This is a genomic window from Streptomyces sp. NPDC058773 (assembly GCF_042746015.1).
Lineage (GTDB): Bacteria > Actinomycetota > Actinomycetes > Streptomycetales > Streptomycetaceae > Streptomyces.
Genome location: NZ_JBHYPE010000002.1, coordinates 119,341 through 142,177, shown reverse-complemented (window position 1 = coordinate 142,177; position 22,837 = coordinate 119,341). Strand labels below are relative to the sequence as shown.

The window sequence follows — 22,837 nt, the reverse complement described above, 5'->3', positions numbered from 1 at the left end:
GTGACTCAGCTCACACCTGTGTGACGTTTGGGGCATACGGCAAGATGCGGGGTGTGACTCGACGCCTGATGCTCCTCGATACCGCCTCGCTCTACTTCCGCGCCTATTTCGGGGTACCGGAATCAGTCAAGGCTCCGGACGGCACCCCGGTGAACGCGGTACGCGGTCTGCTGGACTTCATCGCCCGGCTCGTCCAGGACCACCACCCCGATGACCTGGTCGCCTGCATGGACTTCGACTGGCGCCCCCAGTGGCGGGTCGATCTGATCCCCTCCTACAAGGCACACCGGGTCGCCGAGGAGGCCCCGGCCGGCTCCGCCGAGCCCGACGAGGAAGAGATCCCCGACACCCTCTCGCCGCAGGTCCCGGTCATCGAGGACGTTCTGGACGCGCTGGGCATCGCCCGGATCGGCGCGGAAGGCTACGAGGCCGACGACGTCATCGGCACCCTGACCGCGCAGGCCACGGGCCCGGTGGACATCGTTACCGGAGACCGCGACCTCTTCCAGCTCGTCGACGACCGGCGCGGCATCCGCATCCTCTATCCGCTCAAGGGCGTCGGGACCCTCCAGGTCACCGACGAGGCGCTGCTGCGCGAGAAGTACGGCGTGGACGGCCCCGGTTACGCCGATCTGGCGCTGCTGCGCGGCGACCCCAGCGACGGCCTGCCCGGCGTCCCGGGCATCGGCGAGAAGACCGCCGCCAAGCTGCTGGCCACCTACGGCGACCTGGCGGGCATCACGGCCGCCGCCGACGACCCGGCCTCGAAGATCACCCCCGCCCAGCGCAAGCGGCTGCTGGAGGCGCGCCCGTACCTGGCGGTCGCCCCGAAGGTCGTGAAGGTGGCCACCGACGTGCCCGTACCCGCCGTCGACCACACCCTCCCCGCCGAACCCGCCGACCCCGGGCGTCTGGAGGCACTGGCCGCACAGTGGGGCCTCGGTGGCGCCTTGCAGCGGCTGCTCCTCACCCTCAGCCGATGAACTGTTAGGTTAGGTATACCTAATGACTTTGGCAGCAGGGGAGATCGCCGTGGCAGCAGAGCGTCCGTCCCGCAAGAAGCCCGCCGTGCACCGCGCCCGGGTGCAGCGCACCGAACGGCTCACCCCGCACATGGTCCGGGTGGTGCTGGACGGTGCGGGGCTGGCGGAGTTCGCCGCGGGCGAATACTCCGACCACTACGTCAAGTTCGTCTTCCCGCAGCCCGGTGTCGACTACCCCGAGCCGTTCGACATCGCGCAGATCCGCGCCGACTTCCCGCGCGCCCAGTGGCCCAGCACCCGTACGTACACCGTCCGCGCCTGGGACGCCGCGACCCGCGAACTGACCGTGGACTTCGTGGTGCACGGCGCCGAGGGCCTGGCCGGGCCCTGGGCGGCCGCGGCCCGGCCCGGCGAGGAGATCTTCCTCCTCGGCCCCGGCGGCGCCTACGCCCCGGAGGCCGGCGCCGACTGGCATCTGCTGGCGGGCGACGAGAGCGCGCTGCCGGCCATCGCGGCCTCGCTCGCCCGGATGCCCGCCGGTGTCCCGGTGCACGCCTTCATCGAGGTGGCGGGCCCGGAGGAGCGCCAGCAGCTCGACGCGCCTCCCGGCGCCGAGATCAACTGGCTCTACCGCGGCGACGCCCCCGTCGGCCGCGAACTGGTCTCCGCGGTGCGGGGGCTGGCGTTCCCGGCCGGCCGTGTCCAGGCGTTCGTACACGGCGAGGCCGGCTTCGTGAAGGAGCTGCGCCGGCTGCTCCGCGTCGAGCACCAGATACCGCGCGAGGACCTCTCCATCTCCGGCTACTGGCGCACCGGCCACAACGAGGACGGCTGGCAGGCCGCCAAGCGCGACTGGAACCAGCAGATCGAGGCCGAACAGGAGGCCACACCGGCCGCGGCTTCCTGAAACCGGCGACGCGGACGGGCCCTTCTCCGGCGCACTCGTCGTGGGAGGGGCCAACTGCCCAGGGAGGGGAAGAGGCGACTGCCCTATGGAGGGCCGGGGTGACCGCGCCCGACCCGGGCCCTCCTTCCCGCCCCCGGCCGAGCACCCGGCACCCGGCACCCGGAAGCGGCCTCCCCCTCACCGCCCCTGCCCAGCCCCCTGAGCGGCATGGCAGACCGCCTCGATGTTGTTCCCATCCGGGTCACGGACGAAAGCCCCGTAGTACGACGCGTGGTACTGGGGCCACAGCTGCGGCGCGTGCAGGGACTCGCACCGGCCGCGACCGCTACGGCGTGGAAGGCGTCGACCGCCGCACGGTCGGGCGCGGCGAAGGCCAGATGCACCTCACGGGCGGGACGTTCGTCGGTCGCCGGAACCAGCCAGAGGGAGTGCCCGGTCGTGCCGAAGCTGACGAACTCGCCGAACTCCTTGGTGCGTTGAGCCCCCAGCGGGGCGAGGACACGGTCGTAGAATTCCGTGCTTGTGAGCTGACCGACGCCCTCAACTTCGGCCGGTAGGTGACGTCATCCCGCCCGTGCCCACGGAGGCGGCTGAACGGGACGGCGCCACGGGCGGCGGCCGACAGGGCAAGCAGTGTCCGGCCCCACCACAGCAAGCGGCGCGGTGCCCCGTCCGCACGGGGCACCGCGCCGCCACCACTCCACAGGCCGCGCTCAGCCCGTGTCCTCCGCTCAGCCGCTCAGCCCACCGACGAATACGCCACCACGCCGCGCAGCACCCCGTCCATGGCCTTGCGGGCCGTGCGGGCGACCGTGCCTTCGGACGGGGCCGCGGCCGCGATCTGGCCGAGGACGTCGATCAGCTGCTTGCACCAGCGGACGAAGTCACCGGCGGGCATCTCCGCCTCGCGGAGCACCTCGTCGAGGCCGAAGCCGGAGGCCCAGCGGTAGGCGGCCCAGGCGAAGCCGAGGTCCGGCTCCCGCTGGCCGACGCCCTCCGCCTGGTTGATCTTGTGGTCCTCCTCCAGGGCGTCCAGCCGGCCCCAGATGCGGACCATCTCGGCCAGCGCGTCCTTGGCCTTGCCGGCCGGCAGCTTGGGCGCCACCGCGTCGTCCGCCTGCCGCGCCTCGTACACCAGCGCCGAGGCACAGGCCGCCAGCTCGGCGGGGCCCAGCCCCTCCCAGACGCCCTCGCGCAGACACTCGCTCGCCAGCAGATCCAGCTCACCGTAGAGCCGGGCGAGCCGGCGGCCCTCGTCGGTGACGGTGTCGCCCTCTAGGTAGTCCAGCTGGGTCAGCAGGGCACAGATCCGGTCGAAGGTGCGGGCGATGGTGTTCGTCCGTCCCTCGATCCGGCGCTCCAACTGGCGGGTGTCGCGCAGCAGTCGGTGATAGCGCTCCGCCCAGCGGGCGTGGTCCTCGCGCTCGGCGCAGCCATGGCAGGGGTGCGCCCGGATCTCCGTACGCAGCCGGGCGATCTCGCGGTCGTCGGCCGCCTCCGAGCGGGGCTTGCGGTGCCGCGACGGCACCATGTGGCCGGCCTTCGTCCGCAGCGCGGAGGCCAGATCACGGCGCGACTGCGGGCTGCGGGCGTTGAAGGACTTGGGGATCCGCATCCGGTCCAGCGCCTTGACCGGCACCGGGAAGTCGATCGAGGCCAGCCGCTTGACCTGCCGCTCGGCGGTCAGCACCAGCGGCCGCGGACCGTCCTGCGACTCGAAGCCGCGGTGGCGGTCCGTCCGTCCCGAGGGCATTCCGGGGTCGAGGACCAGCGCGAGACCCGCGTACTTGCCGGTCGGCACATGGATGACATCGCCGGGCTTGAGCTTCTCCAGCGCCGCCGCGGCCGCCACCCGCCGCTGCGCCGCGCCCTGCTTGGCCAGCTCCGTCTCGCGGTCCTTCAACTGCCGCCGCAGCCGGGAGTACTCCTCGAAGTCACCGAGGTGGCAGGTCATCGAGCCGCGGTAGCCCTGCAGCCCCTCCTCGTTCTTCTGCACCTGCCGCGAGATCCCCACCACCGACTTGTCGGCCTGGAACTGCGCGAACGACATCTCCAGCAGCTCCCGCGAACGGTGCCTGCCGAACTGCGAGACGAGGTTGACCGCCATGTTGTACGACGGCTTGAACGAGGACCGCAGCGGATAGGTACGCGTCCCGGCGAGCCCGGCCAGCGCGCCCGGGTCCATCCCCCGCTGCCACAGCACCACCGCGTGGCCCTCGATGTCGATACCGCGGCGGCCGGCCCGCCCGGTCAGCTGGGTGTACTCGCCGGGGGTGATGTCGGCGTGCTGCTCGCCGTTCCACTTCACCAGCTTTTCCAACACCACCGACCGCGCGGGCATGTTGATGCCCAGCGCCAGGGTCTCGGTCGCGAAGACGGCCTTCACCAGGCCCTTCACGAACAGCTCCTCGACGACCTCCTTGAAGGTGGGCAGCATGCCGGCGTGGTGCGCGGCGATGCCCCGCTCCAGGCCCTCCAGCCACTCGAAGTAGCCCAGCACATGGAGGTCGTCGTCCGGGATTCCGGCCGTCCGCGCCTCCACTGTGCGACGGACCTGCTCGCGGCCCTCCTGGTCGTTGAGCCGCAGTCCCGAAATGAGGCACTGCTGGACGGCCGCCTCGCAGCCGGCCCGGCTGAAGATGAAGGTGATAGCGGGCAGCAGGCCCTCGTTGTCGAGGCGGTCGATGACCTCGGGCCGGCTCGGCGTCCAGATACGGGCGCGCTGCCGCCGCTCCCGCTCCCGGTCCGCCTCGCGCATGTTGCGGCCCCGGCGCTTGTCCCGGCCGAACGTCGGGCGGCTGTTCTCCATCCGCGCCAGCCGCTCCAGGTCGGGGTTGACCTCGCGGCGCCCGCCGTTGCCGTCCCGCTCCTCGAACAGGTCATATATCCGGCGCCCGGCGAGGACGTGCTGCCACAGCGGCACCGGCCGGTGCTCGGCCACGATCACGGCGGTGTCGCCCCGCACGGTGTCCAGCCAGTCGCCGAACTCCTCGGCGTTGGAGACCGTCGCCGACAGTGACACCAGCGTCACCGACTCGGGAAGATGGATGATCACCTCTTCCCATACGGCGCCACGGAAGCGGTCGGAGAGGTAGTGGACCTCGTCCATGACCACATAGCCGAGGCCGACCAGCGACTGGGAACCGGAATAGAGCATGTTCCGCAGCACCTCGGTGGTCATCACGACCACCGGAGCCTCGGAGTTGACGCTGTTGTCGCCGGTCAACAGGCCGACCTTGTCGGCCCCGTAACGCTTGACCAGATCCTGGTACTTCTGGTTGGACAGCGCCTTGATGGGCGTGGTGTAGAAGCATTTCCGGCCCTGCTCCAGGGCCAGGTGGACGGCGAATTCGCCGACGATCGTCTTGCCGGATCCGGTGGGGGCCGCGACCAGCACGCCCTTGCCGGCCTCCAGCGCCTGGCACGCCTCGACCTGGAACGGATCCAGCCCGAAGTCGTACATTTCACGGAAAGGGGCGAGTGCGGTGGCCTGCTCGGCCGCCCGGCGCTTGGCGGCGGCATAGCGCTCAGCAGGGGACATGTCCTCGGTCATCGTGCTTACGAGCCTACCGGCCACCTCTGACAACGACCCGATCTTTATGGCGGGCCTTTACCCGGACGGCCACCGCGGCCAGGCGGGACACACGGTGGCACACCCGACGGAGAGGGGGCGAAAGCCCGCCTGTGACCAGGTGCGGCGAGGGGCGGGAGCCGATACGGCTCCCCGTCCCTCCGTCTTCCGGGATGTCAGCGCCACCGCCCGGGAATGCGGAAGGGCGGCTCCTACAGGAAGCCGCCCTTATTCCGGTCCGTGCGCCGGCGGGCGCACGGACCCGGCAATCATGTGAAGTCGTCGTACCCGTGCCGCCGCTGCGGCTCGCCCCCGTCACCATCGGTGCTCAGCTGCTCGGGCAGCCTCCGGCCGCTGGACACGGGCTCGGCCTCACCGACGCTCTCGGGGGTGAGATCCAGCTCGGAAGCCACGTCGTCGGGCAGTTCCTTGCCCTGCCGGCGTTGCCTGCGTGCGTCGTTCATCGTGGCGATCAGGACCGCGCCGAAGTAGAGCAGGACGATGGGCGCGGCCAGCGAGACCATCGTCAGCGGATCGGTGCTGGGCGTGGCGATGGCCGAGAAGACCGTGATGCCCATGACCATGCCGCGCCACCACCCGCGCATGCGCTCGGCGCTGAGGACCCCGCCGAAGTTGAGCATCACCAGCGCCAGCGGCAGCTCGAAGGACAGGCCGAAGACAACGACCATGCGCGTGACGAGGTCGAGCAGCTTGTCCAGCGGCAGAAGGTTGTCGACACCGATGGGCGTGAATTCCAGAAGCACCTTCGCGGTGGTCGGCATCACCATGTAGGCGAAATAGCCACCGATGATGAAGAGCGGGAATCCCGCACCGACAAAGGCCAGGGAGTATTTCTTTTCGTGGCGGTGCAGACCGGGCGCGAGGAATCCCCACAGCTGGTAGAGCCAGACCGGGGAGGCCAGAATCACACCGGCGACCAGCGACACCTTCAAGGCCAGCGTGAAGGGACCGAGAAGGTCCAGCATCACGATGCGGGCGCACGTCCCGCCCTTGCCCTGCTTGGCCAGATCAGTGAACAGCGCTTCACAGCCGACCGATTGCAGCACCGGCTTGGTGATGAAGTTGATGATCTCGCCGTAGAAGAACGCAGCGATGACGGTGGCCACCAGAATGGCCACGATCCCCTTCGCGAGCCGGTTGCGCAGCTCCCGCAGGTGCTCCACGAGCGGCATGCGCCCCTCGGGATCCTTCTCCGCGCGTTGCTTCTTCGGGAGGGCAGACTTAAGCACCCCTCATCCTCATCTCCTGCAAGAGGCGGCAGCAGGTGACGCTGCCCCAGTCGGCCGTCGGTCAGCGCTGCGTCGTGGTGTCCGACGGCTGTGCGACCGGACGGGAACTGCTCACATCGCCGGGAGCGGCCTGAATGGTCTTGTGGGCCTCTTGCTGCCCGTTGGGGTTCGGCGGGTCCGAGGGAGCCGTCTGCGACTCGGAGCCCTCCGACTTCATCGCCTTCGCCTCGCTCTTCAGGATGCGGGCGGACTTGCCGAGAGAACGTGCCATGTCGGGAAGCTTCTTGGCGCCGAACAGCAAAAAGACGACGACAAGAATAAGGATGATCTCGGGAGCACCGATCTTTCCGAACATAAGCGTTTACCTTCTCACCGAGGCGGCTGGGATGGGATTGCCTGACTGGCCGGACCTCCGTCCGCCCACCGTGCTGACAGCGATCGTAGCGCTCAGGAGTAAACGCTGGGCAACCCCGTGTGCGCACTCCCGTTAACGGGCCGCACCTCGGACAACGGCCCTGCGCGACAGCGTACCGCGCAAGCGTACGAGAGCCCGGTCCCCTGGCGCCCCGCGTCACCCTCGCTTGTGCAGGTGCGCCGAGGACGCCAACGGCACCGCCGCCCGCTCCAGGTCCTCGCCGGCCCGCTGGATCCGCTCCGAGGCCACCCCGACCTGGTGGGCCAGCCGTCGCACCTCGATGAAGACACGGACGGCGAGGACGCCGAGCACGGCGATCCCGGCGAAGCCGAGGGCGATTGCGATCATGGGCCAGAGCATGGGACGAGCCTATAGGTCAGCCCGTGTGCAGCCGCAGCGTGCGGACCCCGCCGCCGGTGAGCAGCTCGATGATCCGCTCACCGGCCGGTCGGCGCACCGCGCGGCGGCAGTCGGGGCAGGTGAAGGAGTAGAAGGTGGTGCGGCTGCTGGCGCCGATGGCCAGCCGGAAGGCGTCCGAGCCCAGTTCGAAGCGGCCCCGGCAGTCGGGGCAGGCCGCCTTGTAGAGCACCGGAGCGGTCATGCCTCTCAAGGTGGTGGTCGCCATCGTCATCCTTCGCTGCCTCGTCCTTCGCCCTGCGCCGGGCGGCGCGCCCGGCACGCCGCCCGGTCCGCCGCGCTCACTCGCCGTACGCCGCGAGGGCCAGCTCGGCGGCCTGTCGCGCGCTGTCGGCGAGCGCCTGCGGCGCCACGATCCGGCCGTCCCGGCCCAGCCGCAGGGCCAGCCGCCGCAGCGAGGCCGGGTCGGGGGTGCGCAGGGTGATGCGCAGCCCGCCGTCGGGCAGCTCCTCGGCGCTGTCGTGCGGGTAGTACTCGGCGACCCAGCGGCCGCCGGGCCCGACCTCGATGGAGACCTCGGGGTCCTCGGCCGCGGGCTGCACCAGGCCCTCCGACAGATCGCGCAGCTCGACCGGGGGCGGGTCGGCGGGCGCGTCCAGCAGCTTGATCTCGGCGACCCGGTCGAGCCGGAAGGTGCGCCGGGCCTCGGAGAGCCGGCACCAGGCTTCCACGTACGTGTGGCCGACGGCGAAGAGCCGGATGGGGTCCACCTCGCGCTCGGTCAGCTCGTCGCGGGCCGGGGAGTAGTAGCGCAGCCACAGCCGGCGCCGCTCGGCGATGGCGCGGTCCACATCGGCGAACACCCCGCCCTCGGATTCGAAGGTCACCGAGAGCCGGGAGCTGGCGCCGGCCGCCTCCCCGGCCGCCGCCTCCAGCTTGGCGGTGGCCCGCAGCAGCGCCTGCCGGTCGCCCTCGCGCAGTCCGGGCAGGGTGGCCACCGCGCGGGCCGCCACCAGCAGGGCGGTCGCCTCGTCGGCGGCCAGCCGCAGCGGCTCGGCGACATCGTCGGGGTTGTGCCACCAGATGCGGTCGCCGTCGGTGTCGATGTCCAGGAGGTCGCCGCCGCGGAAGCTCGTCCCGCACATCGGCAGCACGTCGAGGTCGGCGATCAGCTCGTCCTCGGTGATGCCGAAGGCGCGGGCGACGTCCCCGACGCGGGCGCCGGGGCGCTCCCGCAGGTAGGTCACCAGGGACAGCATCCGGCGGGTCTGGTCGATCGCGTTCGTCGCCATGGGTCTCGTTATCCCTCTCAGCCCTTGGCCACGGCACGCAGCCGGTCGATGACATCGGCGCGCAGTTCGGCGGGTTCCAGGACGACCACGTCGGGGCCGAACTCCACGAGCCAGGCGTCGAGTCCGTGCCCGTTGGGGATCTCCAGCTCGTCCCAGCCGTCGCCGAGCGCGCGGACGGTGAGCGCGCGGGCGCGCAGCGGGTACCCGTGCTCGGCGCGCAGCTTGATCCGGGCGGTGCCGGTGGCGGTCTCGCCGGCCCAGCTCTCGACGGTCTCGCGGACGGTGACGTGGTCGGGCACCGGCGCGGTGAACGCCCCTTGCCGGGAACGGACCTTGCCGGTGATCCGGGAGAGCCGGAAGACCCGCTCGGCCTTGCGCTCGCGGTCCCAGCCGGCGACGTACCAATGGCCGCGCCAGCATTCGAGGATCCAGGGCTCGACATGCCGCTGCTCGGGGTGGACGGCGTTCGACTTGCGGTAGTCGAAGACGACCGGGCGGCGGTCGCGGCAGGCCAGCATCAGCGGCTCGAAGGCGGCCTCATGGGCGGGGATGCGTGGCTCCAGCGCGCTGTGCGGCGCTCCGGCGTCGTAGTCGGCACCGTCCCCGGCCAGCGGCATACCGGCCGCGCGCAGCTTCTGGAGCGCACCGCTGGCGGCGCTGGCCAGCCGGGCCTGCTGCCAGATCTTGGCCGCGAGCCCCAGGGCGGCGGCCTCCTCGGCGTCCAGGGTGATCGGGGGCAGGCGGTTGCTGTCGCGGCGGGCAAGGTAGCCGATGTCGCCGTCGATGCCCTCGACGGTCTCGATGACCAGGCCCAGCTCGCGCAGATCGTCCTTGTCCCGCTCGAACATCCGGTTGAACGACTCGTCGCCGCTCGCCTCGATGTAGGCCTCGATGGACGACCGCAGTTCACGTTTGGTCAGCGGGCGTCGCGTCCCCAGCAGGCACAGCGCCAGATTCATCAGCCGCTCGGCCTTGGCAATGGCCATCGACGCCCTTTCTCGTTGAACTCCAGATCGTTGACCGTACCGCTCGGGGTGGTCAGGGCAAAAGCCGAGGCCGTACGTGACCGAGGGCCCGTGCCATCGCGGCACGGGCCCTCGGGTACGTCAGCAGCGGTCGCGCACAGCGACCGGTACCGGTCTCAGACGGAGACCAGGTCGCAGACGAAGATCAGCGTCTCGCCCGGGGCGATGCGGCCGCCGCCGGCGCCGCGGTCGCCGTACGCGAGGTGCGCGGGGATGGTCAGCCGACGGCGGCCGCCGACCTTCATGCCCTGCACGCCCTGGTCCCAGCCGGCGATGACCTGGCCGGCGCCCAGCTGGAACTGCAGCGGCTTGCCGCGGTTCCAGCTGGCGTCGAACTCCTCGCCGGTGCTGAACGACACGCCGACGTAGTGGACGGAGACGGTGTCCCCGGCCTTGGCGACCGGCCCGTCGCCCTCCGTCAGGTCCACGATCTCGAGCTCGGTGGGAGCCGGGCCCTCAGGAAAGTCGATCTCGGGCTTGTCGATGCTCACGGATGTGCTCCTACTTACGAATCTTTACGATTACCGGGCCAGTCTTGCAGATCTTGCCGCGGCCTCCGTCAGACCGTGCCGACGATGTCGACCGAGAAGACCAGGGTGTTCTTCGCCAGCTCGTGCTGCGGGCTCGCGCCGTAGCCCAGCTTCGGCGGAATCACGATCTCCACGCGGTCACCGACGTGCTTGCCGACCAGCGCCTTGTCCCAGCCCTGGACGACCTGCCCGGTGCCGATCTGGAAGGCCGTCGCGCCGCCGTGGTCCCAGGAGGAGTCGAACTTCTTGCCGTCCTCCCACTTCACCCCGGTGTACTGCGCGATCAGCCCGTCACCGGCCTTGACCTCCGGGCCCTTGCCCTTGATCAGCACCTGCTGCTTGAGGTCCTTGGGGGCCTTCTCGCCCTTGGGAACCTCGATCTTCGCGGCCTTCCCGTCCGGCGCCGTCACCTTCGGCAGCCCGTCCTCCGGCTCCGCCTGCTCGCCCTCGGCCTTCGCCTTCTTGTCGACCTTCTTCGCCCCGACGACGTCGACGACCCAGACCAGGCCGTCGCCCGGCTTGATACCGGCCTGCGGGTTCAGGCCCGCGCCGATCAGCGCCTTGGCGGTGCCCTCGACCTCGAAGCGGCTGCCGACCTTCTGCCCGGCGGCCGCGGACAGCACCTTCGGCGGCAGCATCTGCTGCGTCATCTGGTCGGTGACCTCGGTGACGACCTGGGTACGCGCCCCGCCCGGCTTGCTGCCCGGCTGCGGCGTCCAGCTGCTGCCGAGGTTCTGGCCCTTCATCGACTGCGCCGAGAAGTCCAGCCGGACCAGATCACCCTTCTTGACCGTGGCACCCTTGCCCTCGGTGAGGGTCTTGGTGACCGCCTTGTCGGCCGGTTTGGCACCCTTCGGCACCGTGATCTTGGGCTTCTCCCCTGCCTTGCCCGTGACCTTGACGACGGCTTCGCCCGACGCCCCCTTGCCGTCGTCGGTCCCGCAGGCGGCGGTGAACAGCAGCATGGGCACAGTCAGCGCGAGGGCGGCGCGACGGGTGTTCTTCGTGAGGTTCATTCGTCCAACTCGGGCTCGTGGGGTGGGTGGGCAATGTCCGCCACTCTACGACCTGAGCCGCCGGACGTTTCCCGTCACAACACGGCAATGTGCCGGGAGCTCCGGCTCCCGGCACACCACCGCATTCCCCGCGGGTCACATTCCTGCGATCAGCTTCTCCACCCGGTCGTCCACGGAGCGGAACGGGTCCTTGCACAGCACCGTGCGCTGCGCCTGGTCATTGAGCTTGAGATGCACCCAGTCGACCGTGAAATCGCGGCGCTGCTCCTGTGCCCGGCGGATGAAATCGCCGCGCAGCCTGGCCCGGGTGGTCTGCGGCGGCACCGACTTGCCCTCGAAGATCTTCAAGTCGTTGCAGATCCGCGCCGCTTGCCCCTTCCGCTCCAGGAGGTAGTAAAGCCCCCGGCGCCGGTGGATGTCGTGGTAGGCGAGGTCTATCTGCGCCACCCGTGGGTGGGACATGGTGATGTTGTTCTTGCTGCGATACCGCTCGATGAGCTGATGCTTCATGACCCAGTCGATCTCGGTGGAGACCCGGTCGAGCTCCTGGTCGCGGATCGCTTCGAGGGTACGGCCCCACAGCTCCAGGACCCGTTCGACGAGCCCCGTACGGATGCCGCGGCGGTCGCAGAAGTCCACCGCCTTCTCGTAGTACTCCTGCTGGACCTCCAGCGCCGAGGCCTCGCGCCCGCTGGCCAGCCGTACCTTGCGCTGTCCGGTGATGTCATGGCTGACCTCGCGGATCGCCCGGATGGGGTTCTCCAGCGTCAGATCGCGCATGACCGTGCCCGCCTCGATCATGCGCAGGACGAGATCGGTGGCGCCGACCTTCAGCATCATCGTCGTCTCGGACATGTTCGAGTCGCCGACGATGACGTGGAGCCGGCGGTAGCGCTCGGCGTCCGCATGCGGTTCGTCGCGGGTGTTGATGATCGGGCGGGAGCGGGTCGTCGCCGAGGAGACGCCCTCCCAGATGTGCTCCGCGCGCTGGCTGACGCAGTAGACGGCGCCGCGCGGCGTCTGGAGCACCTTGCCCGCGCCGCACAGCAGCTGACGGGTGACCAGGAACGGAATGAGGATGTCCGCGAGCCGGGAGAACTCACCGTGACGGGCGACGAGATAATTCTCGTGGCAGCCGTAGGAGTTTCCCGCCGAATCGGTGTTGTTCTTGAAGAGGTAGACGTCGCCTGCGATTCCCTCCTCATGCAGGCGGCGCTCGGCGTCGACGAGCAGGCCTTCGAGAATGCGCTCGCCGGCCTTGTCGTGCGTGACCAGTTCGGTCACGTTGTCGCACTCGGGAGTTGCGTATTCCGGGTGCGAACCCACGTCGAGGTAGAGGCGGGCACCGTTCCGCAGGAAGACATTGCTGCTGCGGCCCCATGACACGACACGGCGGAAGAGGTACCGCGCCACTTCGTCAGGCGACAGTCGGCGCTGTCCCCTGAACGTGCACGTGACGCCGTACTCGTTCTCCAGCCCGAAAATGCGGCGGTCCATGACTGAACATTACGCCTGACGGCCTGCTCTGAAACCGGGTTCGGCCACCCCGTTTCGATCATTTTCCGCCGTGGCGGCCCCGGCCACCGGCACTACGGGATCCCCGAGAAATCGCTTCGTCGACAAAAGGACGAGCAGTGCGGCGACCCCGCCGGCGCCCGCCACCGCGAAGCCCGCGACCGCTCCGCCGCTCTCCACCGCCGGACCCACCACCGAGGCCCCCAGCGCCGCCCCGACCCCGAACGTGGTCACCAGCCAGGAAAACGCCTCCGTCACCGTGCCCTTGGGCGCATGCCGGTCCACCACCACGAACGCGCAGGCCAGCGCCGGCGCCAGGAACACACCGGCGACACCGGCCAGCGCCGTCATCCCGACGACGCCCGGCACCAGCACCAGCGGCAGATACCCCAGCGCCAGCAGCCCGACCAGCAGCCGCAGCCGGCTCTCCGGCCGTCCCGGCCACTCCCGGGCGCCGTAGACGAGACCGCCGGCCAGCGCACCGGCACCGAGCGCGGACAGCAGCGCGCTGGAGACCATGCCCCCGCCGTGCTCATCGGCGTACGCCACCGCCGCGACCGCGATCGACCCCATCGCCAGCCCCACGAAGAGGAACGCCCCGATCAGCACCAGCAGCCCGGCCGAGCGCAGCGCCCCCAGCCAGTGCGCCTCCCGGGGCCCGCTGCGCCACCGCCGGGACGGCTCGGAGACGACGACGGAGAGCGCGCCGAGCACCCCGATCAGATTGATCACCAGCAGCGCCGCCCCCTCCGACCAGGCCGCCACGCACAGTGTCACCAGCAACGGCCCCACCGCGAACATGACTTCCTGCGCCACCGCGTCCAGCGCATAGGCGGCGTGCACCCGGTCCGCGCGCTGCAGGACCCCGGGCCACAGCGCCCGCAGACCGCCCTCCAGGGGCGGGGTGAAGAAACCTGCGATCACCATGGCGGTGTACGCGAGCCACCGCTCCTCCAGGCCGACGGCCACCAGCAGCGCCGCGCCGAGCGCGGAGAGCACCGAGGCGGGCAGCATCACCCGCGGCTGGCCCCAGAGGTCCACCGCCCGGCCGAGCAGCGGCTGGCCGATGGCGTTGCAGACCCCGTAGACCGCCGAGAGCGCACCGGCCAGGGCGTAGCTGCCGCCCTCGGCGCGTACGAAGAGGACCACCGCCAGCGCGGCGGTGGCATTCGGCAGCCTGCCGACCAGCGTGCCTGCCAGGAGCCGGGCCGCGTGCCGGGTCCTGAGCAGCTCCGCGTATCCCGCGGCCATCCCCGCCCCTTCCCTGTCCGGCCGAACCAGACGTGTTACGTATAACTACCGTCGCTATACGTACCATGTCCACCACCCGCGGTCCACTCGCGACGGCCGAACGTGAGGAGCAGAACACCCGGTGACCAGCAACGAGGCACACCCCGCCCGCCGCCCGGCCGCCGCCCGCGTCACCAGCCGGGATGTGGCCCGCGCCGCCGGGGTCTCCCAGGCCGCCGTCTCGCTCGTCCTGGGTGACAAGTGGCGCGGCCGGGTGTCCCCCGCCAAGGCGGACGCCGTACGCACCGCCGCCCGCGAGCTCGGCTACCGGCCCAACCTCGCCGCCCGCAGCCTGCGCCTGGGCCGCACCCGCACGGTGCTGATGGTCGTCCCCGCCCTGACCACCGAGTTCTTCGCGCGCGTCTACACCGGCGCGGCCCGGGCCGCCGCCGACCACGGCTTCGGCGTCGTCCTCTACCCCTCCCCCGAGGGCGACCCGTCTCCCCCCGCCAGCGCCAACGGTTCCGTGCGGGCCCCGGTGATCCGCGACCCCTTCGACTCCGCCGCGGCCACCCTGGACGGCGTGCTCGCCTCCTCCATGGCCGCCGAGGCGCTCACCACGCTCCGGAACGCGGATCTGCCCCTGGTCATGCTGGACAGCGACCCCGACGACGACCGGGCCGACGCCACCGTCAACCTCGATATCGCCGACGGCGCACGGCAGTTGACGGACCATCTGAGCGCCCTCGGCCACCGCCGGATCACCCATCTCACGGCCGATGTCCGGTCCTGGACCTTCGGGGTGCGCGCCCGCGTCGTCGCCGACCGCCTCCACGGCGTCCCGGGCGCGCTGCTGCGCCGGCAGCCGGCCGCCCTCTGTGTCGACGCCGGGCTGCAGGCCGCACACGCCGCCCTCACCGGGCCCGGCCCCCGCCCCACGGCGCTGCTCTGCGACGACGACACCATCGCCGCGGGCGCCTGCAAGGCCGTCCGCCGGCTGGGCCTGCGGGTCCCCGAGGACGTCTCCGTCACCGGCTTCGACGATCTGGCGCTGGCCGTCGCCGTCGAACCGGAGCTGACGACCGTACGGCTGCCCGCCGAGGAGTTCGGCGCGGCCGGGCTGCGGGCCCTGATGGCGGTGCTCGACGGACGCCCGGCGGACGCCCCCACCCTGCCCGTGGAACTGGTCCCCCGCGGCTCCACCGCCCCGCCCCCGGACGCCCCCGGCAACGCCGCGCACCCCGGCGGGACATGACCCACCGGGGCGCGTGAACCGGGCCCGGGGCCCGGGTGCGGTACCTCGTCAGAGCAACGGGCCGGACTCCCCCTCGGAGTCGTCCTTGCCCTTGCCGCCCTTGCTGTCCTTGGCTCCCTTGTCGCCGGCGCCCTCGTCGGACGCCCCGGCGTCGGCGTCCGCCGCCGGTTCCCCGGCGCCCGCGCCGGCGTCCCCGTCCAGCAGCCGCGACAGCTGCCGGCCCAGGATCCGCTTGAACTTGCGCTGCTGCGGCCGCGTGCGGTCCAGGGTGGCGACCTCCAGTTGCTCGGCGGTCAGCGTGCGCTCGCCCCCGTTGGTGTCCCGGGACAGCGACTCCACCGCCAGCTTCAGCGCCTCGGCCAGCGTCATGCCGTCGCGGTGCCGCTGGTCGAGATAGCTGCTGATCTGGTCGGCGTTGCCACCGACGGCCACCGAGCCGTGCTCGTCCACGATCGAGCCGTCGTGCGGCAGCCGGTAGATCTGGTCGTCCTCGGGCGCGCTGCCGACCTCTGCCACGATCAGCTCGACCTCGTACGGCTTCTCGGCTGCGCTGGAGAAGATCGTGCCGAGCGTCTGGGCGTAGACGTTCGCCAGACCGCGTGCGGTCACGTCCTCCCGGTCGTAGGTGTAACCCCGCAGATCGGCGTAGCGCACACCGCCGATCCGCAGATTCTCGAACTCGTTGTATTTGCCGACGGCGGCGAAGGCGATCCGGTCATAGATCTCGCTGACCTTGTGCAGGGCGCGGGAGGGATTCTCGGCGACGAAGACCACGCCGTCGGTGTACTGCAGCACCACGACACTGCGGCCGCGCGCGATGCCCTTGCGGGCGTATTCGGCGCGATCGGCCATGGCCTGCTGGGGTGAGACATAGAACGGCGTCGACACCGGCTATCCGTCCCTTCCTGTCAAGAGCTCTCTCAGTGGCTGGGGGCACACCCAGCGGGAGCTGGGGGAGCATTGCGGAACGTCCGTCCCGTCAGAGCAGCGCGGCACGGGGACCGTCGGGCTGTTCCAGGCGGCGCTCATGAACCGCACGGGCGATCTCCGCGACCTCGGACTCGGTCAGCTTCCGGAAACCGTCCTCGGTGATCACCGTGACGATGGGGTAGATCCGCCGTGCCATGTCCGGTCCGCCGGTCGCCGAGTCGTCGTCCGCGGCGTCATAGAGGGCCTGGACGACGGCCGTGGCGGCCTGGTCCTCCGTGAAGTCCTCCCGGAAGAGCTTCTTCAGCGAGCTGCGCGCGAAGACCGAGCCGGAGCCCGTCGCCGCGAAGCCCAGCTCCTCCGAGCGTCCGCCCGTCACGTCGTACGAGAAGATGCGGCCCTTCTCGCGGTCCAGGTCGTAGCCGGCGAACAGCGGCACCACGGCCAGGCCCTGCATGGCCATGCCGAGATTGCTGCGGATCATCGTCGACAGCCGGTTCGCCTTGCCCTCCAGGGAGAGTTGGGCGCCCTCGACCTTCTCGAAGTGCTCCAGCTCCAGCTGGAAGAGCTTGACCATCTCCACCGCGAGGCCTGCCGTGCCCGCGATGCCGACCGCCGAGTACTCGTCGGCCGGGAAGACCTTCTCGATGTCCCGCTGTGCGATGACATTGCCCATCGTGGCCCGCCGGTCACCGGCGAGCACCACGCCCCCGGGGAAGGCCGCGGCGACGATCGTCGTCCCGTGCGGCGCCTCGACGGCGCCCTGCACCGGCGGCAGCGGGCGATGGCCCGGCAGCAGATCGGGCGAGTGCGCGCCGAGGAAATCCATGAACGACGACGATCCAGGCGTCAGGAAGGCAGCTGGCAGACGCCCGGTGCTTCGAGTATTGGCTTCCACACGAATCCTTCCGGATATGCGATGGCCCTGCGCATGGCGTCGGGGTCATCCCTCAACTTGCCGAGTGCCGAGTTGTAGTTGATGCAGCGTACGCCTCGGACCTTACCCGTATCGGGGGCGTGATCCACATGCCCGGGGCCCTGCTCGGGACGGATCGGGCGGCTGCCGGCGCTCCTCGCTCCACGCGGCTCCCCGGAGGCGCCCGCACCCGCCGGGGCCGGTGGGCCGGGATCCGGCGCCCGGCATTCCCTTCGCCTGCTGCGGCGCGATGCCGTGGTGAATTCCCGGGTGCGCGAAGCGCCGGATTCCCGGCCGCCGGGAAATCTCACCGGATGCTGCCCGAAGGCTGCGCGCGGTCATCACTTTCCGCACCGCGCGCAACGCTTCGGCCCCCCTGAATGGAACATGTCCGGTCTGCTCTACTGTCCGCCCTTTTGCACGAAGCTCCGCACGAAGTCCTCGGCGTTCTCCTCGAGCACATCGTCGATTTCGTCCAGGACGGAATCCACGTCGTCCGACAACTTTTCCTGGCGTTCCTTGAGGTCTTCCGAAGCCTGCGCGTCCTGCGTCTGCTCCTCGACCTCTTCCGTGGAACGCGTGGCCTTGGCCTGTCCGCCGCCGCTGTCCTTGGTCGCCATGTCCCTCACCCCGCTCGGTTCGCCCCGCTCGATGTGACCTTCAAGATCCGACCCTACAAGCAGGGTCCGACATCGGCCTTGCAGTTGCTGCAACGCCCGGGAGTCACCTCGATGATTCCCGCCCCGCGACGATTTCAGCCGCGAATCGGCCTCGGATCGCCAGGAATTTTGTCGTGCACCTGCCGCGGCTCAGCGCCCGGCCAATGTCCTGACCAGCTCCTCTGCGGTACGGCAGCGGTCAAGAAGCTCCTTGACGTGTTTACGGGTCCCCCGCAGCGGCTCCAGTGTGGGAACGCGTTGCAGAGAGTCACGGCCGGGCAGATCGAAGATGACCGAATCCCATGAGGCCGCGGCGACATCATCCGCGTACTGCTCCAGACAGCGGCCGCGGAAGTACGCCCTGGTGTCCTCCGGAGGCTTCTGCTCCGCCCGTGTGACGTCGGCCTCGTCCAGGAGCCGCTTCATCTTGCCGCGGGCCGCGAGACGGTTGTACAGCCCCTTCTCGGGGCGCACATCGGCGTACTGCAGATCGATGAGGTGCAGCCGCGCCGCGTCCCAGTCCAGGCCGTCCCGGCGCCGGTAGCCCTCCATGAGCTCCCGCTTGGCGACCCAGTCCAGCTCGCCGGACAGGCTCATCGGATCGTTCTCCAGCCGGCCGAGCACGTCCTCCCACCTGGTCAGGACGTCCTTGGTCTGGTCGTCCGCATCCGCTCCGTAACGGTCCTCGACGTATTTGCGGGCCAGCTCGAAGTACTCCATCTGGAGCTGTACGGCGGTGAGCGTCCGGCCGCTGCGGAGCGTGATCAGATGTTGCAGCGTGGGGTCGTGGGAGACCTGGTGGAGGGTGCGAACGGGCTGGTCGATGGCCAGATCGACGGCGATGAAGCCGTCCTCGATCATGGAGAGCACCAGCGCGGTGGTACCCAGCTTCAGATACGTCGAGATCTCGGAGAGGTTGGCGTCCCCGATGATCACGTGGAGCCGGCGGTACTTCTCCGCGTCCGCGTGCGGTTCGTCGCGGGTGTTGATGATGGGCCGTTTGAGCGTCGTCTCCAGGCCCACCTCCACCTCGAAGTAGTCGGCGCGCTGGCTGAGCTGGAAGCCGTGCTCGTGGCCGTCCTGGCCGATACCGACCCGGCCGGCACCGGTGACCACTTGGCGGGAGACGAAGAACGGCGTCAGATGCCGCACGATGTCCGAGAAGGGGGTCTCCCGCTTCATCAGGTAGTTCTCGTGCGTGCCGTAGGAGGCGCCCTTGTTGTCGGTGTTGTTCTTGTAGAGGTGGATGGGCTGGGCGCCGGGGACCTGGGCGGCCCGCTCGGCGGCCGCGGCCATGATCCGCTCGCCGGCCTTGTCCCAGAGGACGGCGTCGCGCGGATTGGTGACCTCGGGGGCGCTGTATTCGGGGTGGGCGTGGTCGACGTAGAGCCTGGCGCCATTCGTGAGGATCACATTGGCCAGGCCGATGTCCTCGTCCGTGAGCTGGCTGGCGTCGGCGTTTTCCCGTGCGAGGTCGAAGCCGCGGGCGTCCCGCAGCGGGTTCTCCTCCTCGAAATCCCAGCGGGCACGGCGTGCCCGGTGCATCGCGGCCGCGTAGGCGTTGACGACCTGGGACGAGGTGAGCATGGCATTGGCGTTCGGGTGGCCGGGGACGGAGATCCCGTACTCCGTCTCGATTCCCATTACTCGCCGTACAGTCATGCGGCCCTCCTAGCCCGGCGGCGCCCCCGGACGGGGTCGGCGCTCAAGTACCGCTGTGCTTCCGGTCCGTGTGCGTGCCCCACGCCCGCACAGCGTGACGCAGCGGTACCGAAGAGCCTAGAACGCCTTAGCGGCGCTGGGGAGATCATTACAGTCATTGCTCCAGTCCGGTTTTCCCTGGTTCACCGCGCCCTTATGGGGAGCGGTTCTGGCGCCCCCGGAAAAGCGTCCGGCTGCGGACGCCCCGTGCAGGACATCCGCAGCCGGAGAGCGGTGTTACAGGTATTGGCCGGTATTCGCCACCGTATCGATGGAGCGACCGGTGTCGGCGCCCTGCTTTCCGGTGACCAGCGTACGGATGTATACGATCCGCTCGCCCTTCTTTCCGGAGATCCGGGCCCAGTCGTCCGGATTGGTGGTGTTGGGCAGGTCCTCGTTCTCCTTGAACTCATCCACGCAAGCCTGGAGGAGGTGGGAAACCCGAAGCCCCTTCTGATTGTGTTCGAGGAAGGCCTTGATGGCCATCTTCTTCGCACGTCCTACGATGTTTTCGATCATCGCACCGGAGTTGAAGTCCTTGAAGTAGAGGACTTCCTTGTCACCATTGGCATAGGTGACCTCCAGGAACCGATTTTCCTCGGATTCCGCATACATCTGCTCGACGACCGACTGGATCATTCCGCTTACCGCGGCCTTCCGCGAGTCGCCGTGTTCGGCGAGATCGTCGGAGTGCAGCGGGAGATTCTCCGTGAGGTACTTCGAGAAGATGTCCTTGGCGGCCTCCGCGTCCGGACGCTCGATCTTGATCTTCACATCGAGGCGGCCGGGGCGCAGGATCGCCGGGTCGATCATGTCCTCGCGGTTGGAGGCGCCGATCACGATGACGTTTTCCAGGCCCTCGACGCCGTCGATCTCGGAGAGCAGCTGCGGGACGATGGTGTTCTCCACGTCCGAGCTGACGCCGGACCCCCGGGTGCGGAAGAGGGAGTCCATCTCGTCGAAGAAGACGATGACGGGGGTGCCTTCGCTCGCCTTTTCCCGGGCGCGCTGGAAGACCAGCCGGATGTGCCGCTCCGTCTCACCGACGTACTTGTTGAGCAGCTCGGGACCCTTGATGTTGAGGAAGAAGCTCTTCCCCGCGGGCTGCCCGGTCACCTCGGCGACCTTCTTGGCAAGGGAGTTGGCGACCGCCTTGGCGATGAGTGTCTTGCCGCAGCCGGGCGGGCCGTAGAGCAAGACGCCCTTGGGCGGGCGGAGTTCGTGCTCCTTGAAGAGGTCGGGGTAGAGGTAGGGGAGCTCGACCGCGTCCCGGATCAGTTCGATCTGGCCGCCCAGACCGCCGATCTTGGTGTAGTCGATGTCCGGGACCTCTTCGAGGACGAGTTCCTCGACCTCGCTCTTCGGGATGACCTCGTAGACGTAGCCGGAGCGGGTCTCGAGGAGGAGGGCGTCGCCGGGGCGGATGGTGGTGTCCAGCAGCGGCTCGGCGAGCCTCACCACCCGCTCCTCGTCGGTGTGCCCGATCACCAGGGCGCGCTCGCCGTCCTCAAGGATCTCCTTGAGGGTGACGATGTCGCCGGCGCTCTCGAACTCCATGGCCTCGACCACGTTGAGCGCTTCATTGAGCATGACCTCTTGGCCGCGCCGGAGGTCCTCGGTCTCCACACTGGGGCTGACATTCACCCGGAGCTTTCTGCCTCCGGTGAAAATGTCGACCGTGCCGTCCTCGTTCGCCTGCAGGAAGACGCCGAAGCCGGCCGGCGGCTGCGCGAGCCGGTCGACTTCCTCCTTCAGGGCGACGATCTGGTCGCGGGCCTCGCGGAGAGTATTGGCGAGACGCTCGTTCTGCGCCGAGACGCCGGCCAGGTTGGTCTGCAGCTCGACGATCCGCTCTTCGAGAATCCTCGTGTGACGCGGAGAGTCGGCGAGCTTGCGTCGCAGGACGGCGATCTCCTGCTCAAGATAGGCAACCTGGCCGGCGGGATCTTCAGACCCCCGCCCCGGCCGGATGCCGCGGTTGATGTCGTCGTCGTGGGCTGCCACGGTCCTCACCTCCTCCAAGGAGCTGGACGCTTCCTGACCCTACCTGGGCCGGTGCAGGTTGAAACCCCTAGATCGAAAAGACTGTCGGGGCGTGTCCGATCTTCACCCTTGCGCACGTCCTCACCCCAAGGGAATACCCACCCAACAACATCGGAAAGCGAGCGGTTGTATCGTCGAGTCGGTCAACACCCGTCAGGGCTGGCGCCACTTAGACAAAAACGGTTCACGTACGCAGGAACGGCAGGCGAGATGACCGCGCAGGACGAAGCCCCAGAGCTGGAAGTATGGATCGACCAGGATCTGTGCACCGGGGACGGCATCTGTGCGCAGTACGCGCCGGAGGTCTTCGAGCTCGACATCGACGGTCTGGCCTATGTGAAGAGCGGCGATGACGAGCTGCTGCAGGACAAGGGGGCCACAACGCCCGTCCCGCTGAAGCTGCTCGATGACGTACGGGACTCCGCCAAGGAGTGCCCCGGGGACTGCATCCACGTCCGCCGGGTCAAGGACCTGGTCGAGGTCTACGGCCCGGACGCGGAGTAGCCCCGCCGGAGCAGAGCGCTGCCGGCGGACACTCCCCGTGACCGGTCAGACGCTCCGTGTGCCCATGGCGGCGGGAAGTTCGCTCCGGACGAACTTCCCGCCCTTCCATTGCCACTTGAGGCTCTGCCGTACGTCCGGGCAGCAGCGCGGGATGTCGCGCGTGGAGTAGCCCAGGACCGCCGCAGAGATCGCGCCATCCTTGACGGCGAGGTTTTGGACGCTGCGCTGCTGTGCGGGCGCGAGGAGTGTCGCCACGATCCGCGGGGCGGCCCGGCGCCCGGACGGCTGCGCGAGGACGTAGGCGCCGCTGGGCGGGGTGCCGGTCCCGCTGTGGCAGCGGACCACCGCCACGGTCTCGGTCGTACCGTCGCCGTCCAGGTCTCCGGAGGCCTTTTTCACCACGTCGAGGCGGTTGGGGCCGCAGTCGACCGGAAAGCTCACCCGGTCCGGGTCGGGGGCGGCGGCGGGGTGCCCGGCAGTGCTGGTGCCGCGGGCTGTGGTGGCCGTGGCGTCGGGGGGCTGTACGAAGGACGCGCCCGCGATGACCGCCGAGAGGGCCGTGGCGGTGGCGAGCCAGTGCATGGGGCGCGGCTGGGTGTGCGAGAGATCCTGGCCTGCCGTGGGCTGCACGCGGGGTAACTCCTGTGAAGTTCTGTGCCGGTGGGAGTGCCCAGCATCGTTCCACAGGAGGGGGCGGCAAGGAACCGGCCGGGCCGGAGTTTTCCGTGCGGATCCGGGGTG

23 protein-coding genes are annotated in these 22,837 nt (G+C 69.7%); 5 read left to right on the top strand and 18 right to left on the bottom strand.

Annotated features, from left to right (window positions below):
- Positions 1-68: 68 nt before the first annotated feature.
- The 3 genes from ACFW5B_RS02570 to ACFW5B_RS02560 all read left to right on the top strand — a co-directional run bounded on the left by ACFW5B_RS02570 (position 69) and on the right by ACFW5B_RS02560 (position 2,447).
- Positions 69-983 (top strand): 5'-3' exonuclease H3TH domain-containing protein, encoded by a 915-nt coding sequence (locus tag ACFW5B_RS02570; RefSeq protein WP_386432477.1) that lies wholly within the window; start codon positions 69-71, stop codon positions 981-983.
- A 49-nt stretch (positions 984-1,032) separates the two neighbouring features.
- The gene (locus ACFW5B_RS02565; RefSeq protein WP_386432056.1) at positions 1,033-1,890 is read left to right on the top strand and encodes a siderophore-interacting protein; all 858 of its coding nucleotides are present in this window, start codon (positions 1,033-1,035) and stop codon (positions 1,888-1,890) included.
- Positions 1,891-2,318: 428 nt separating this feature from the next.
- On the top strand, positions 2,319-2,447 hold the full coding sequence (locus ACFW5B_RS02560; RefSeq protein ID WP_386432053.1) for a hypothetical protein: 129 nt from the start codon (positions 2,319-2,321) through the stop codon (positions 2,445-2,447).
- A 182-nt stretch (positions 2,448-2,629) separates the two neighbouring features.
- Here the strand turns inward: ACFW5B_RS02560 and ACFW5B_RS02555 are convergent, their stop codons facing one another.
- From ACFW5B_RS02555 to ACFW5B_RS02505, 11 genes are all read right to left on the bottom strand, one after another.
- On the bottom strand, positions 2,630-5,443 hold the full coding sequence (locus ACFW5B_RS02555) for a DEAD/DEAH box helicase (protein ID WP_386432050.1): 2,814 nt from the start codon (positions 5,441-5,443) through the stop codon (positions 2,630-2,632).
- A 287-nt stretch (positions 5,444-5,730) separates the two neighbouring features.
- Positions 5,731-6,654 carry a twin-arginine translocase subunit TatC gene (gene tatC / locus ACFW5B_RS02550; RefSeq protein WP_386432047.1) on the bottom strand — a complete coding sequence of 308 codons (924 nt, stop codon included), beginning with the start codon at positions 6,652-6,654 and terminating at the stop codon, positions 5,731-5,733.
- Between the two features lie 118 nt (positions 6,655-6,772).
- A complete protein-coding gene (gene tatA / locus ACFW5B_RS02545) occupies positions 6,773-7,066 on the bottom strand; it encodes a Sec-independent protein translocase subunit TatA (RefSeq protein ID WP_386432044.1) in 294 nt (97 codons plus the stop codon).
- 216 nt (positions 7,067-7,282) lie between these two features.
- Positions 7,283-7,486, bottom strand: a complete 204-nt coding sequence (locus ACFW5B_RS02540; RefSeq protein WP_386432041.1) for a hypothetical protein — start codon at positions 7,484-7,486, stop codon at positions 7,283-7,285.
- Positions 7,487-7,502: 16 nt separating this feature from the next.
- Positions 7,503-7,751: a hypothetical protein gene (locus ACFW5B_RS02535; RefSeq protein ID WP_386432038.1), complete on the bottom strand. Its 249-nt coding sequence runs from the start codon at positions 7,749-7,751 to the stop codon at positions 7,503-7,505.
- Positions 7,752-7,824: 73 nt separating this feature from the next.
- A complete protein-coding gene (locus ACFW5B_RS02530; RefSeq protein WP_386432036.1) occupies positions 7,825-8,775 on the bottom strand; it encodes a helix-turn-helix transcriptional regulator in 951 nt (316 codons plus the stop codon).
- A 17-nt stretch (positions 8,776-8,792) separates the two neighbouring features.
- A complete protein-coding gene (locus tag ACFW5B_RS02525) occupies positions 8,793-9,761 on the bottom strand; it encodes a helix-turn-helix transcriptional regulator (RefSeq protein ID WP_386432033.1) in 969 nt (322 codons plus the stop codon).
- A 155-nt stretch (positions 9,762-9,916) separates the two neighbouring features.
- Entirely contained in the window at positions 9,917-10,291 is a 375-nt protein-coding gene (locus ACFW5B_RS02520; RefSeq protein ID WP_018087767.1) for an FKBP-type peptidyl-prolyl cis-trans isomerase, read from the bottom strand.
- A 68-nt stretch (positions 10,292-10,359) separates the two neighbouring features.
- On the bottom strand, positions 10,360-11,346 hold the full coding sequence (locus tag ACFW5B_RS02515) for an FKBP-type peptidyl-prolyl cis-trans isomerase (protein ID WP_386432029.1): 987 nt from the start codon (positions 11,344-11,346) through the stop codon (positions 10,360-10,362).
- A 135-nt stretch (positions 11,347-11,481) separates the two neighbouring features.
- Positions 11,482-12,843: a Pup--protein ligase gene (gene pafA / locus ACFW5B_RS02510; protein WP_386432026.1), complete on the bottom strand. Its 1,362-nt coding sequence runs from the start codon at positions 12,841-12,843 to the stop codon at positions 11,482-11,484.
- 9 nt (positions 12,844-12,852) lie between these two features.
- Positions 12,853-14,112 carry an MFS transporter gene (locus ACFW5B_RS02505; RefSeq protein WP_386432023.1) on the bottom strand — a complete coding sequence of 420 codons (1,260 nt, stop codon included), beginning with the start codon at positions 14,110-14,112 and terminating at the stop codon, positions 12,853-12,855.
- A 121-nt stretch (positions 14,113-14,233) separates the two neighbouring features.
- Here ACFW5B_RS02505 and ACFW5B_RS02500 point away from each other — a divergent pair, with 121 nt between their 5' ends.
- A complete protein-coding gene (locus ACFW5B_RS02500; RefSeq protein WP_386432020.1) occupies positions 14,234-15,346 on the top strand; it encodes a LacI family DNA-binding transcriptional regulator in 1,113 nt (370 codons plus the stop codon).
- 48 nt (positions 15,347-15,394) lie between these two features.
- Here ACFW5B_RS02500 and prcA read toward each other — a convergent pair whose 3' ends face one another.
- The 6 genes from prcA to arc form a co-directional block, all read right to left on the bottom strand.
- Complete coding sequence (gene prcA, locus ACFW5B_RS02495; RefSeq protein ID WP_386432017.1) at positions 15,395-16,234, bottom strand: proteasome subunit alpha; 840 nt, start codon at positions 16,232-16,234, stop codon at positions 15,395-15,397.
- 91 nt (positions 16,235-16,325) lie between these two features.
- Entirely contained in the window at positions 16,326-17,171 is an 846-nt protein-coding gene (gene prcB / locus ACFW5B_RS02490; RefSeq protein WP_386432014.1) for a proteasome subunit beta, read from the bottom strand.
- Positions 17,123-17,299 carry an endonuclease domain-containing protein gene (locus ACFW5B_RS02485; protein WP_386432011.1) on the bottom strand — a complete coding sequence of 59 codons (177 nt, stop codon included), beginning with the start codon at positions 17,297-17,299 and terminating at the stop codon, positions 17,123-17,125. The genes prcB and ACFW5B_RS02485 overlap by 49 nt, the downstream gene beginning before the upstream one ends.
- Positions 17,300-17,590: 291 nt before the next feature.
- Positions 17,591-17,809 (bottom strand): ubiquitin-like protein Pup, encoded by a 219-nt coding sequence (locus ACFW5B_RS02480; RefSeq protein ID WP_006607619.1) that lies wholly within the window; start codon positions 17,807-17,809, stop codon positions 17,591-17,593.
- A gap of 189 nt (positions 17,810-17,998) precedes the next feature.
- Complete coding sequence (dop, locus tag ACFW5B_RS02475; RefSeq protein ID WP_386432006.1) at positions 17,999-19,510, bottom strand: depupylase/deamidase Dop; 1,512 nt, start codon at positions 19,508-19,510, stop codon at positions 17,999-18,001.
- Between the two features lie 276 nt (positions 19,511-19,786).
- Positions 19,787-21,553, bottom strand: coding sequence for a proteasome ATPase (gene arc, locus ACFW5B_RS02470; RefSeq protein ID WP_386432003.1), 1,767 nt, complete (start codon positions 21,551-21,553; stop codon positions 19,787-19,789).
- Positions 21,554-21,802: 249 nt separating this feature from the next.
- On the opposite strand from arc, the gene ACFW5B_RS02465 reads away from it, so the two are divergent.
- Positions 21,803-22,096, top strand: a complete 294-nt coding sequence (locus ACFW5B_RS02465) for a ferredoxin (RefSeq protein WP_030084810.1) — start codon at positions 21,803-21,805, stop codon at positions 22,094-22,096.
- A 45-nt stretch (positions 22,097-22,141) separates the two neighbouring features.
- On the opposite strand, the gene ACFW5B_RS02460 is transcribed toward ACFW5B_RS02465, so the two are convergent.
- Positions 22,142-22,726, bottom strand: coding sequence for a hypothetical protein (locus tag ACFW5B_RS02460; RefSeq protein WP_386431999.1), 585 nt, complete (start codon positions 22,724-22,726; stop codon positions 22,142-22,144).
- Positions 22,727-22,837 lie beyond the last annotated feature (111 nt).

Excerpts from the sequence above, each read along its gene's own strand:
- ACFW5B_RS02480 (WP_006607619.1), bottom strand. The coding sequence starts at position 17,809 with ATGGCGACCAAGGACAGCGGCGGCGGACAGGCCAAGGCCACGCGTTCC.
- ACFW5B_RS02555 (WP_386432050.1), bottom strand. The coding sequence starts at position 5,443 with ATGACCGAGGACATGTCCCCTGCTGAGCGCTATGCCGCCGCCAAGCGC.
- ACFW5B_RS02540 (WP_386432041.1), bottom strand. The coding sequence starts at position 7,486 with ATGCTCTGGCCCATGATCGCAATCGCCCTCGGCTTCGCCGGGATCGCC.
- ACFW5B_RS02515 (WP_386432029.1), bottom strand. The coding sequence starts at position 11,346 with ATGAACCTCACGAAGAACACCCGTCGCGCCGCCCTCGCGCTGACTGTG.
- dop (WP_386432006.1), bottom strand. The coding sequence starts at position 19,510 with ATGACTGTACGGCGAGTAATGGGAATCGAGACGGAGTACGGGATCTCC.
- tatA (WP_386432044.1), bottom strand. The coding sequence starts at position 7,066 with ATGTTCGGAAAGATCGGTGCTCCCGAGATCATCCTTATTCTTGTCGTC.
- ACFW5B_RS02530 (WP_386432036.1), bottom strand. The coding sequence starts at position 8,775 with ATGGCGACGAACGCGATCGACCAGACCCGCCGGATGCTGTCCCTGGTG.
- tatC (WP_386432047.1), bottom strand. The coding sequence starts at position 6,654 with ATGCCGCTCGTGGAGCACCTGCGGGAGCTGCGCAACCGGCTCGCGAAG.
- ACFW5B_RS02465 (WP_030084810.1), top strand. The coding sequence starts at position 21,803 with ATGACCGCGCAGGACGAAGCCCCAGAGCTGGAAGTATGGATCGACCAG.
- ACFW5B_RS02505 (WP_386432023.1), bottom strand. The coding sequence starts at position 14,112 with ATGGCCGCGGGATACGCGGAGCTGCTCAGGACCCGGCACGCGGCCCGG.
- ACFW5B_RS02535 (WP_386432038.1), bottom strand. The coding sequence starts at position 7,751 with ATGGCGACCACCACCTTGAGAGGCATGACCGCTCCGGTGCTCTACAAG.
- ACFW5B_RS02525 (WP_386432033.1), bottom strand. The coding sequence starts at position 9,761 with ATGGCCATTGCCAAGGCCGAGCGGCTGATGAATCTGGCGCTGTGCCTG.
- pafA (WP_386432026.1), bottom strand. The coding sequence starts at position 12,843 with ATGGACCGCCGCATTTTCGGGCTGGAGAACGAGTACGGCGTCACGTGC.
- ACFW5B_RS02570 (WP_386432477.1), top strand. The coding sequence starts at position 69 with ATGCTCCTCGATACCGCCTCGCTCTACTTCCGCGCCTATTTCGGGGTA.